This is a genomic window from Roseateles sp. (genome assembly GCF_049240545.1).
Lineage (GTDB): Bacteria > Pseudomonadota > Gammaproteobacteria > Burkholderiales > Burkholderiaceae_C > Paucibacter_A.
This window is the reverse complement of record NZ_JBMLSK010000148.1, coordinates 1-10,148: the sequence shown is the minus strand read 5'-3', so window position 1 is coordinate 10,148 and position 10,148 is coordinate 1. Positions and strand designations below refer to the sequence as shown.

Below are 10,148 nucleotides of genomic sequence, written 5' to 3'. Positions count from 1 at the left end.
GACGAGTATGTGCGCCAAGTGCTGCGCAAGGCCCTGGGCGAAGACAAGGCCAATCTGCTGCTGGACCGCATCTTGCAAGGCAGCGATGTGTCCTCGATCGAAAGCCTGAAGTGGATGGACGCCGCCTCGGTGGCCGAACTGCTGCGCAACGAGCACCCACAGATCATTGCCGCCATCCTGGCGCATCTGGACTTTGACCAAACCAGCTCGGTGCTGCGCGTCTTCACCGAGCGTCAGCGCAATGAAGTGCTGGTGCGCATCGCCACGCTGGACGGCATCCAGCCTATGGCGCTGAAGGACCTGAACGAAGTCATGAGCCAAGTGCTGGCCGGCGGCGAGCGCATGCGCAAGTCTTCGCTGGGCGGCGTCAAAACGGCGGCCGAAATCATCAATATGTTGGGCTCCAGCGTCGAGGCTTCGGTGCTGGACTACATCCGCGAGGCCGATGCCGAGCTGGCCCAAAAGATCATGGACAACATGTTCACCTTCGACGATCTGGACAAGATCGACGACAAGGGCATCCAGGCCGTGCTCAAGGAAGTGCAGAGCGAATCGCTGGTGGTGGCCCTCAAGGGCGCGAGCGCCGAGTTGCGCGAAAAGATTCTGCGCAATATGTCCAGCCGTGCGGCCGAAACGCTGCGCGAAGACCTGGAATCGCGCGGCCCGGTGCGCCTCTCCGAAGTGGAGAGCGAGCAAAAGGAAATGCTCAAGATCGTGCGCCGTCTGGTCGACGAAGGCACGATTGTTTTGGCCGGTGGCGGCGACGACCAGTTCGTCTGAGCTTAAGTGGACAGCATCATGACCCCACGCGCCCCCCGCCAAGTGCCGCCGCCCGAACGCCGCGATGGCGAAGAACGCCGCGGCAGCTACGCCCGCTTCATTCCCCGCGAAGAGCTGCAAGGCTTTGCCGCCTGGAGCCCCGACGCTTTGTCCGGCGCCAGCAATGCCAAGCGCCCACCCATCAGCGCTCCCGCCCCTCCAGCGGCCGTACCGGTGGCCCCGACACCCGCGCCGGAGCCCGAACCCAGCCAGCAAGAGCTGCTGCACGCGGCGCGCCAGTCCGGCTACCAAGATGGCTACCGCGACGGCATGGCCGCGCTGGAAGCCTTCAAGCAAAGCTTCGCCCAGCAAATGAGCGCCCAAATCGGTGGCCTGGTGCGCAGCTTTGATGCCGACTTCCGCGCCATGGAAGACGAGATGGCCCAGGCCCTGGCGCGCTGCGCGGTGGAGCTGGCCCGTCAGGTGGTGCGCAGCGAAATCAGCCAGCGCCCCGAACACATTGCCCGCGTCGCGCATGACGCCGTCGAGGCCTTGCAGCTGTCGGCTCGCCATGTGCGGGTGCGCGTCAACCCGGCCGACTATCCCTTGGTGATGGACGGCGCCGGCGAAGAAATGCGCGCTCGTGAAGCGCAAGTGCTGCCCGACCCCGAAGTGCCACGCGGTGGCTGCAAGGTCGATTCCGACATCAGCAGCGTCGACGCCAGCCTGGCCACCCGTTGGCAACAAGCCGCTGCCGCCATGGGCCAAGCCTCGCTATGGGAAGACCGTCGCGGCGCCGGCTCGAATGAGCGCGCCGCCGATGCGGCTGATGGGGAGGCGCTGTGATGGACCTGCGTGACTTCGACGCCATGGACGACATGGCCAAGCCTCAGGCTGCCGAGCTGAGCAGCCGCGCCGGCCGCTGGCAGCAGTACTTGCAAGACCTGCAAGCGTTTGCCGGCAGCGCCGTACCGCTGGAATCGCAAGGCAAGCTGGTGCGTGTGGCTGGCTTGGTGCTGGAGGCCACCGGCGTGAAAGTGCCCGTGGGCTCGGTTTGCGAAATTCATATGCCCAGCTCCAGCAGCAATCCGCAGCGCGGCCAGCGCCCGGTCAATGCCGAGGTGGTGGGCTTCTCGGGCGACCGCGCCTACCTGATGCCGACGGATGAGATTCAAGGCTTGTCCAGCGGCGCCATGGTGCTGCCGCGCGCCCTGCCCTTGATGGCGCCGCAACTGGGCGTTCCTTTGCACCCCTGGCGCCGTGGCGAAGATCGCGGTCTGCACCTGCCCATGGGCGCCGGCCTGCTGGGCCGCGTGGTGGACTCGCATGGCCACCCGCTGGACCGCCGTGGCCCGCTGCAAATGACGCAAGACGAGCCCATGGTTCGCCGCCCGATCAACGCGATGGATCGCGACCCGGTGCGCACCCCGCTGGACACCGGCGTGCGCGCCATCAATGCCATGTTGACCGTAGGCCGCGGCCAGCGCCTGGGCCTGTTCGCCGGCACCGGCGTCGGCAAATCGGTGCTGCTGGGCATGATGGCCCGCTACACCCAGGCCGACGTGATCGTGGTCGGCCTGATCGGCGAACGCGGCCGTGAAGTGAAGGAATTCATCGAAGACATCTTGGGCGAAGACGGCCTGCAGCGCTCCGTCGTCGTGGCCGCGCCGGCCGATGCACCGCCGCTGGTGCGCATGCAAGGCGCGCACTACGCCACCGCGATTGCCGAGAACTTCCGCGACCAAGGCCTGCATGTGCTGCTGCTGATGGATTCGCTGACCCGATATGCGATGGCTCAGCGCGAAATCGCCTTGGCGATTGGTGAGCCCCCGGCCACCAAGGGCTATCCGCCCAGCTGCTTCGCCAAGCTGCCGCAGTTGGTGGAGCGCAGCGGCAACGGCCTGCCCGGCGAAGGCTCGATTACTGCCTTTTACACCGTGCTCAGCGAAGGCGACGATCAGCAAGACCCGATCGCCGACGCCGCACGCGGTATTTTGGACGGCCACATCGTGCTGAGCCGCGAACTGGCCGAAGCCGGCCACTACCCCGCCATCGACATCGAGCGCTCGATCAGCCGGGTGATGACCAATGTGGCCGCGCAGTCTCACATCGACGCCGCCCGCCGCTGCCGCCAACTGCTCGCGAAATACAACAAAGCCCGCGATCTGATCCAACTGGGCGCCTATGCCCCCGGCCACGACGCCGAGTTGGACCTGGCCGTGCGCCTGCACCCCGACATCACCCGCCTGCTGCAACAAGACATGCACAAAGCGGCACTTTTGATTGATTGCCTCAAACAACTGTCAGCCGTCATCAAGGACGCCTGATTTCTGCCGATAGACCAGGGGTCGGACCACGACCTCGCACCTGAACGAGAGACGGAGAGCGCCACATGAACTCAAGCAATCTGCAAGTCCTCAGCATCTTGCTGGAACGCGCCGAGAGTGAACGCGACGAAGGGCTGAAGCAACTGCAAGAGGCGCAAGCGCGCGCCGAGCAAGCCCGCGCCCAGCATGGCGATCTGGCCCAGTACCGCAACGACTACCAGCAGCGCTGGAGCCAACAGTTCGCCCGCCAAGGCACGATGGACATCGTGGTTTGCTACCAGAGCTTTGGTGGCCGCTTGGATCAAGCCATCACCAGCCAGACCCAGATCGCCCAGTTCGCCGAACAGCGGGTGGAACGCGCACGTGCAGCGCTGCAGGCTTTAGAGATGCGTGTGGCCTCCATCACCAAACTGCTGGAGCGCCGCCGACTGGAGATACGCCACGCCAGTCAGCGCCAAGAGCAAAAGGCCACCGACGAACAGGCCGCTCGCGCCTCGCTCGCCGCTTTCAACCCTTTTGTTCGTCTGTCAGCCTGAGCCAGCAGCGCGGGAGAAGCACGCGTATCTGAGTTCGCTTTCTCCTGAACCGCGATGCCCCCTCGCGTGGATTGCCAGCAAAACCGTCCGCTGAGCGAAGGAATAAGTCATGAGTCCCGACACCAACAGCCTCCTGTTCAACGCACCCGGCCGTTTCACACCGAGCGCCAAAACAGAGCGTCCCAGCAACAGCTTGGCCCCCTCACCCAAGCCGGGCGAGGCGCCGGCCGCAACGTTCTCGCAGTTGCTCAAAACATTCGACGCGGCCCAAGTCAAGCCGGCCCTGCCTGCAAGCACGACAGCGCCCCTTCGTTCGGCCCAGGCCCAGCCTCGCTCCTACGCTGCACCCGCGCCCGCACCGCAAGCGCCACCCGCCCCACCCAAGGCAGCCGAGAGCGCTCCAAAGCCGACCGAGGGCCCCAAGCCCAACGCCAGCGCCAAGCCACAGCAGCAGCGCACCGAGACAGCCCGCCAAGAAGCCAAAGCCGCCAACAAGCTGGCATCACCCGGTGCCAAGTCGGAGGGCAGCCCCGTCAAGACGGAGCCAAACAAGCGCAAAGAGGAAGCCTCGACCGCAGACGGCATCAGCCTCGACGATCGATCCGAGCAACCTGGGGCTCGCAGCAACGAGTCCCTCACCGGGGCCGCTGCGAGGCAAGCTGCGGAGCGTGAACCGGCCGCAGCGGCCGAGTTGACCGACCCCGAGGGTTTATCGCCCGTCCCCAGCGGCGCCGATGCCGTGGCAGCCGGCTTGCTGAGTTCGAGCAAGGCCAGCGCGCTGGGAGGCAACGCAACCGATTCCGAGACGCTTCTTGCCGCCGAAGCCGTCAGCAGCGCGGGTGGCAAGCCCTTGAGTCCGAGAGCATTGAAGCTGAATGCAAGCGGCCAGGGCGCACGCGGCCAAGACAAGGCCGAGCCCAGTGACGCCAAACAAGTGCTGGCAGCAGGCACTGACGCGAAGTCACAGGCCAAAGGCCTGGAGGTGAGTGCAGCTCGGCTGGATCTGGGACAAGCGCGCAGTAGCGAGGTCGCAGCGATTCGCCCCGAAGCTCAGTCTTTTGAAAAGCTCCTGACAGCTCAGCTTGCCGCCAACCAAGCCCCTGGCACCGACAAGCCCAGTGCTGGCGCCGGCGCCGAACGACCTCAGGTGCTGCTGAACGCCCATTTGTACGACGCTAAATTCGCACCCGAGATGGCCGCGCGTCTGAGCGTATTGGCCGCTGAGGGCGTGCAAGAGGCTCGACTGCATCTGAATCCGGCCGAGATGGGGCCGGTCGCCGTCACCATCGTGGTTGATGGGCAAAAAGCACAGATCTCCTTTCATGCCGAGCAGGCCGACACCCGCAAGGTGCTTGAGAACAGCCTCCCTGATCTGGCCACCTCATTGCGCGAGTCCGGCCTCACCCTGAGTGGCGGCGGCGTCTTCCAGCAAACCAATGGGCAAGGTCAAGAGCAGCCTAGTAACGCTGATCGAAGCGCCAAGGCCCAGGGTAAAGCCTTAGCCGAAGACGGTCAGCCCCGTCTCGAGGCGCGCTCACCCATGCCCCAGCGAATCAGCCGTGGCGTGTTGGACACCTACGCTTAAGCCCGGCCTCCCCTGAGGCGCCACACCAAAGCGGCCTTAGCACCGAAGTGGAGAAGATGGGCCTCTCCAGTCGCGAATCAACCGGGGATCGAATAGCCCAACGACGGCCCCGCTTTTCCTGTCTTGGGGTGCCAATCAGGCGTGAATAATCGAGCTCAGCTTGGCTTTGTTGGCATTGCAGTCGGGGTCTGTCAAGGACCGCCCACTTCTTGCCAGCCATAGAACACAGGAGTCCGAATGTCAGCAGCACCCGCAGCAGCCGCCGAAGCCCCCAAGGGCGGCGGCAAAAAGAAGCTCATCATCATCATCGCAGCCGTGCTGCTGCTGGTTTTGGTGGGAGGCGGCGCCGCCCTGATGCTGATGAAGAAAAAGGCACCAGCCGATGGCGAAGAGGACGGCGAAGGCGCAACGCAGCAGGTCGCCGCAGCACATCCCCCGCCAAAGCCAGGCACCCCGCCAACCTATGTGCCGCTGGACCCCTTCACCGTCAATTTGGCGGACAAGGAAGTGGATCGCTTTGCACAAATTGGCGTCACACTGGAAGTGGGTGACCCCAAGACGGCAGACCAGATCAAGGCCTATTTGCCCGCCATCCGCAGCAATGTGCTGATGGTGCTGTCCTACAAGACTTCGACCGAACTGCTGACCCGCGAAGGCAAAGAAAAGCTCGCCCGCGAGATCATGCGCGAGTCCGTACGTCCGATGGGCATCGAGCTTGAGGACGAGGAAGAAGAGGCAAACGCAGACGAAGAGCCGAAGAAGAAAAAGAAGAAGAAGAAAAAGCCTCAGGTCGTGAGCCCCGTCACCGCAGTTTTGTTCTCAACCTTCATCGTCCAGTGAGCCCGCTGTTCAAGCACATCGGTGATTCGCCATGAATCAGCAAATCCTCTCCCAAGACGAAGTAGATGCCCTGCTGCAAGGCATCACCGGCGAGAGCCAAAAGCTCGATGCCGAAGAGGAACAGGTTGGCGGCATTCGCGACTACAACCTGGCCAGCCAGGAACGCATTGTTCGTGGGCGCATGCCCACGATGGAAATCATCAACGAACGGTTCGCGCGCAATATTCGCGTGGGCTTGTTCAACTTCATCCGCAAAAGCCCGGAAGTGGCCATCGGCGGCATCAAGGTGCAGAAGTACAGCGCCTTCTTGCGCGAGATCGTGGTGCCGACCAACTTCAACATCGTCTCGGTCAAGCCGCTGCGCGGCTCGGGGCTGATCGTCTGCGACCCCACCCTGGTGTTCGCGGTCATCGACTCGCTGTTTGGCGGCATTGGCAAGTTCCATGCGCGCATTGAAGGTCGTGACTTCTCAGCCACCGAGCAGCGCGTGATCCTGCGCTTGGTTGAGGTGATCACCGCCGAGTATCACAAGGCCTGGAAAGGCATCTATCCGCTGGAACTGGAGTTCCAACGCTCGGAGATGCAGCCGCAGTTCGCCAATATCGCGACGCCCAGTGAAATCGTGGTTTCGACCTCCTTCACCCTGGAGATTGGCGAAACCAGCGGCACGGTCTACTTCTGCATTCCCTATGCCACGCTGGAGCCGATTCGCGACGTGCTGTACTCGACCACGGTGGGCGACTCCACCGAGCCGGACCGCCGCTGGGTCAATCTGCTCAAGCACCAGATCCAAGACGCCAAGGTGGAGTTGGTGGCCGAACTCGGCACGGCGCCTGCCACGGTGGAACAGTTGCTGGCCTTCAAGCCGGGCGACTTCATCGAGCTGGACCTGGAGGCCATGATCAAGGCCAAGATCGACGGTGTACCCGTCTACGACTGCCATTACGGCACCTCCAACGGCAAGTACGCCATCAAAGTTGAACAAATGCTGACCAGCCCCGACCAGGGTTGGCTGGGAGCCCGCAATGTCACCTGATACCCCCTCCTCCGAAGAACAAGACGCAATGGCGGCCGAATGGGCCGCCGCGCTGGCCGAGAGCAAGCCCGCCGAAGTCGCGGAAGAATTTCAAGCGCCCGCCGAACAGGTGTCGCCTGCGAGCTTTGCCAATTTCTCGCCCACGCCGAGCAATATGCCAGGCGGCGACATCAATATGATTCTGGATATCCCGGTCCAACTGACCGTGGAGTTGGGACGCACGCGCATCCCGATCAAGAACATTCTGCAATTGGCCCAGGGCTCGGTGGTGGAGCTCGACGCCTTAGCGGGTGAACCCATGGACGTGTTGGTGAACGGCTACCTGATCGCTCAGGGTGAAGTGGTGGTGGTGAACGACAAGTTTGGTATTCGACTGACCGATATCGTCACGCCATCTGAGCGCATGCGCCGACTCTCTAAAGCCTGACTTACAAAATCAACGCAGCAAGACCTGACACCAGGCTGCCCGATGGCGGACAATCGCCGCGATGAACTCCCCTCTTCTGCCCATACTTTGGTTCCTGGCCATTTTGTGCCTGATCCCCTTGGTGCTGTGGCTGCTCAAGCGCACACCGCTGGGCGGCGGCGGCGGATCGGCCGGCGCCGGGGCGATGCGTTTGATCGCTCAGTTGCCCGTGTCTCCGACGCAAAGAATTTTGACCGTCGAGGTCGGCCAGGGCGACGACAAGCGCTGGCTGGTGCTCGGCGTAACCGGCCAACAGATCAGCACCTTGCATGTCATGCCGCCGCAAGGTGAGGTTCCCGAGTTGGGCCAAGGGGGGATGCCCTTCGCACAACTGCTGAACGCTCGCTTGCGTGGCGGCGCGTCGAAAGTGCAACCTCAAGAACACAAGCCTTCGGGAGAGCACGGTGCAGTTTGAGTTGCGAAAGAGCGGCGTGTGCGACGTCACCGCTTCTGCCCTGCTTTCGACCGTCCCTCCAAGGGCTGCAAAAGCACAAGCCAAATCACTTCCGCTTCGATCATTGATCGCTGTGCTCGCACTGGCATCAGCAAGCGCAATGGCACAGAACGCCCCACCGGCCACCTTGCCCTTGCTGGTGGGCCAGGGTGCAAGCGGCGGCAGCTTCTCGGTGCCGATTCAAACGCTGCTGTTTTTCACAGCCCTGGGTTTCCTTCCCGCTGTGCTGTTGATGATGACCAGCTTCACCCGCATCGTCATCGTGCTGTCCTTGATGCGCCAAGCGCTAGGCACTCAGGCGGCCCCTCCCAACCAAGTCATTGTCGGACTGTCCTTGTTTCTAACGTTCTTCATCATGAGTCCGACCCTGGACAAGGTCTATGCCGAAGCTTGGCAACCGTACAGCGCTGGCCAGATCCCCTTTGACGAAGCCATCAAGCGTGCGGAGCCGCCGATGCGGAACTTCATGCTGAAGCAAACCCGCGAAGCCGATGTCGCCCTCTTTGCCAAGCTGGCCAAGCTGGACAGCTCCATCAAGGCCGAAGATGTGCCCTTCAAAGTGTTGGTACCTGCTTTTGTGACCAGCGAATTGAAGAGTGCCTTCCAGATCGCCTTCTTGGTGTTCATCCCATTCTTGGTAATCGACATGATCGTCAGTAGCATCCTGATGAGTCTGGGGATGATGATGCTCTCGCCGGTTCTGGTCGCTTTGCCCTTCAAGTTGATGCTGTTCGTCTTAGCCGACGGCTGGAACCTGCTTTTGGGTTCTCTGGCCGCAAGCTTCGTCACCTGAGCCTGCTCCAGAAAAAGGGATAACCGCGCATGGATGCTCAACAAGTTTTCACCTTTGGCCAGCAGGGGCTCTACGTGCTGATGCTGGTGTCTGCGCCGATTTTGCTGGTCGTCTTGCTGGTCGGCGTGCTGGTCAGCGTTTTCCAAGCCGCAACGCAAATCAATGAGTCCACACTGAGCTTCGTGCCCAAGGTTGTGGCCGCCGTGCTGACCTTGTCACTCACCGGGCCCTGGATGGTCAGCACCTTGGTGGACTACATTCGACGCACATTGATGACGATTCCCCAAGTCGTTGGCTGATGTTCTCGCTGACTGAAGCGCAGCTACTAGCTTGGCTGAACCCACTGTTGTGGCCTTTTGTCCGCACCTTGGCCTTGTTTGCGGGCATGCCGATCTTCAGCCAACGCAATGTGCCAATGCGGGTGCGTGTGGGCCTGGCCTTGTTCATCTCCATGGCCGCGCAAGCCTCCCTGCCGCCCATGCCCTTGACGCCACTGGACTCCTTGCCCACCCTGGTGCTGCTCTTGGCGCAACAACTGTTGATCGGCTTGTCCATGGGCTTCGCGGTGCGTTTGGTGTTCGCCTCTCTGGAGTTCGCCGGTGAATTGATTGGCCTGCAAATGGGGCTGAATTACGCGGGATTCTTCGATCCAGCCACTGGTAGCCAGGGCACCGCCAGTGCCAGGTTTTTCGGCAGCATGGTGGCCTTCTTGTTCATCGCCATCAATGGACACCTGCTGCTGATCAATGCCTTGGTCCAGAGCTTTCATGTGTTCCCGATCGGCGATGAGCCTTTCCGCTTCTTGCGCGTAGCGCAACCCCAGACTTGGGGTGCCGAGATCTTTCGCATGGGCTTATGGATCGCCTTGCCGCTGATCACCATGCTGCTCTTCGTCAATATGGTGTTGGGCGTGATTTCACGCGTCGCCCCGCAAATCAATGTGTTCTCGGTCGGTTTCCCGCTGACCGTCAGCATCGGGCTGATTGGCATGGTCGCGACACTGCCATTGATGCAAACGCCGTTTATGGTCGTTTTAGAACGGATGTTGGCGGCCTTCACCTGACGGAAGGCCGGCGGCCTGCTTGCTTTGCGCAAACATGGTGCCCAGGACGGGACTTGAACCCGTACGACCGTTAAGTCGGCGGATTTTAAGTCCGCTGCGTCTACCAATTTCACCACCCGGGCTGCGGGTCGAAGCTGCGGAATTATCACTCCGCACTGACGTGCCCAAGAAGACACGCACATCACAAACGAGCCACAAACAAGAAAGGGAAGCCTTTGGGCTTCCCTCTTGAAATGGAGCGGGAAACGAGACTCGAACTCGCGACCTCAACCTTGGCAAGGTTGCGCTC

The 10,148-nt window shown here is 62.1% G+C and carries 12 protein-coding genes and 1 tRNA gene; 12 read left to right on the top strand and 1 reads right to left on the bottom strand.

Going from position 1 to position 10,148, the window contains the following annotated elements:
* From fliG to fliR, 12 genes are all read left to right on the top strand, one after another.
* A partial coding sequence (gene fliG, locus ACOVRJ_RS09465; RefSeq protein WP_422043605.1) for a flagellar motor switch protein FliG occupies window positions 1–780 on the top strand: 780 nt, incomplete at its 5' end.
* Between the two features lie 18 nt (window positions 781–798).
* Entirely contained in the window at window positions 799–1,605 is an 807-nt protein-coding gene (locus ACOVRJ_RS09460; protein ID WP_422043604.1) for a FliH/SctL family protein, read from the top strand.
* 32 nt (window positions 1,606–1,637) lie between these two features.
* Window positions 1,638–3,086 (top strand): flagellar protein export ATPase FliI, encoded by a 1,449-nt coding sequence (gene fliI, locus ACOVRJ_RS09455; protein ID WP_422043606.1) that lies wholly within the window; start codon window positions 1,638–1,640, stop codon window positions 3,084–3,086.
* 65 nt (window positions 3,087–3,151) lie between these two features.
* Entirely contained in the window at window positions 3,152–3,622 is a 471-nt protein-coding gene (gene fliJ / locus ACOVRJ_RS09450; protein ID WP_422043603.1) for a flagellar export protein FliJ, read from the top strand.
* 109 nt (window positions 3,623–3,731) lie between these two features.
* Window positions 3,732–5,207 (top strand): flagellar hook-length control protein FliK, encoded by a 1,476-nt coding sequence (locus ACOVRJ_RS09445; RefSeq protein ID WP_422043602.1) that lies wholly within the window; start codon window positions 3,732–3,734, stop codon window positions 5,205–5,207.
* Between the two features lie 237 nt (window positions 5,208–5,444).
* Entirely contained in the window at window positions 5,445–6,047 is a 603-nt protein-coding gene (locus ACOVRJ_RS09440) for a flagellar basal body-associated FliL family protein (RefSeq protein ID WP_422043601.1), read from the top strand.
* Window positions 6,048–6,078: 31 nt separating this feature from the next.
* Window positions 6,079–7,083 (top strand): flagellar motor switch protein FliM, encoded by a 1,005-nt coding sequence (fliM, locus tag ACOVRJ_RS09435; RefSeq protein ID WP_263533501.1) that lies wholly within the window; start codon window positions 6,079–6,081, stop codon window positions 7,081–7,083.
* Complete coding sequence (gene fliN, locus ACOVRJ_RS09430) at window positions 7,073–7,510, top strand: flagellar motor switch protein FliN (protein ID WP_422043600.1); 438 nt, start codon at window positions 7,073–7,075, stop codon at window positions 7,508–7,510. The genes fliM and fliN overlap by 11 nt, the downstream gene beginning before the upstream one ends.
* A gap of 61 nt (window positions 7,511–7,571) precedes the next feature.
* Complete coding sequence (locus tag ACOVRJ_RS09425; RefSeq protein ID WP_422043599.1) at window positions 7,572–7,964, top strand: FliO/MopB family protein; 393 nt, start codon at window positions 7,572–7,574, stop codon at window positions 7,962–7,964.
* A 103-nt stretch (window positions 7,965–8,067) separates the two neighbouring features.
* Entirely contained in the window at window positions 8,068–8,796 is a 729-nt protein-coding gene (gene fliP, locus ACOVRJ_RS09420) for a flagellar type III secretion system pore protein FliP (RefSeq protein WP_422043598.1), read from the top strand.
* Between the two features lie 29 nt (window positions 8,797–8,825).
* Window positions 8,826–9,095: a flagellar biosynthesis protein FliQ gene (gene fliQ, locus ACOVRJ_RS09415; protein WP_422043597.1), complete on the top strand. Its 270-nt coding sequence runs from the start codon at window positions 8,826–8,828 to the stop codon at window positions 9,093–9,095.
* Window positions 9,095–9,859 carry a flagellar biosynthetic protein FliR gene (fliR, locus tag ACOVRJ_RS09410; protein WP_422043596.1) on the top strand — a complete coding sequence of 255 codons (765 nt, stop codon included), beginning with the start codon at window positions 9,095–9,097 and terminating at the stop codon, window positions 9,857–9,859. Before fliQ ends, fliR begins: the two co-directional genes overlap by 1 nt.
* Before the next feature lie 35 nt (window positions 9,860–9,894).
* On the opposite strand, the gene ACOVRJ_RS09405 is transcribed toward fliR, so the two are convergent.
* Window positions 9,895–9,981 (bottom strand) — tRNA-Leu (locus tag ACOVRJ_RS09405).
* Window positions 9,982–10,148 lie beyond the last annotated feature (167 nt).

Bases quoted from the DNA above. Each gene is read 5' to 3' on its own strand.
- ACOVRJ_RS09460 (WP_422043604.1), top strand. From the start codon at position 799: ATGACCCCACGCGCCCCCCGCCAAGTGCCGCCGCCCGAACGCCGCGAT.
- fliI (WP_422043606.1), top strand. From the start codon at position 1,638: ATGGCCAAGCCTCAGGCTGCCGAGCTGAGCAGCCGCGCCGGCCGCTGG.
- fliJ (WP_422043603.1), top strand. From the start codon at position 3,152: ATGAACTCAAGCAATCTGCAAGTCCTCAGCATCTTGCTGGAACGCGCC.
- ACOVRJ_RS09445 (WP_422043602.1), top strand. From the start codon at position 3,732: ATGAGTCCCGACACCAACAGCCTCCTGTTCAACGCACCCGGCCGTTTC.
- ACOVRJ_RS09440 (WP_422043601.1), top strand. From the start codon at position 5,445: ATGTCAGCAGCACCCGCAGCAGCCGCCGAAGCCCCCAAGGGCGGCGGC.
- fliM (WP_263533501.1), top strand. From the start codon at position 6,079: ATGAATCAGCAAATCCTCTCCCAAGACGAAGTAGATGCCCTGCTGCAA.
- fliN (WP_422043600.1), top strand. From the start codon at position 7,073: ATGTCACCTGATACCCCCTCCTCCGAAGAACAAGACGCAATGGCGGCC.
- ACOVRJ_RS09425 (WP_422043599.1), top strand. From the start codon at position 7,572: ATGAACTCCCCTCTTCTGCCCATACTTTGGTTCCTGGCCATTTTGTGC.
- fliQ (WP_422043597.1), top strand. From the start codon at position 8,826: ATGGATGCTCAACAAGTTTTCACCTTTGGCCAGCAGGGGCTCTACGTG.
- fliR (WP_422043596.1), top strand. From the start codon at position 9,095: ATGTTCTCGCTGACTGAAGCGCAGCTACTAGCTTGGCTGAACCCACTG.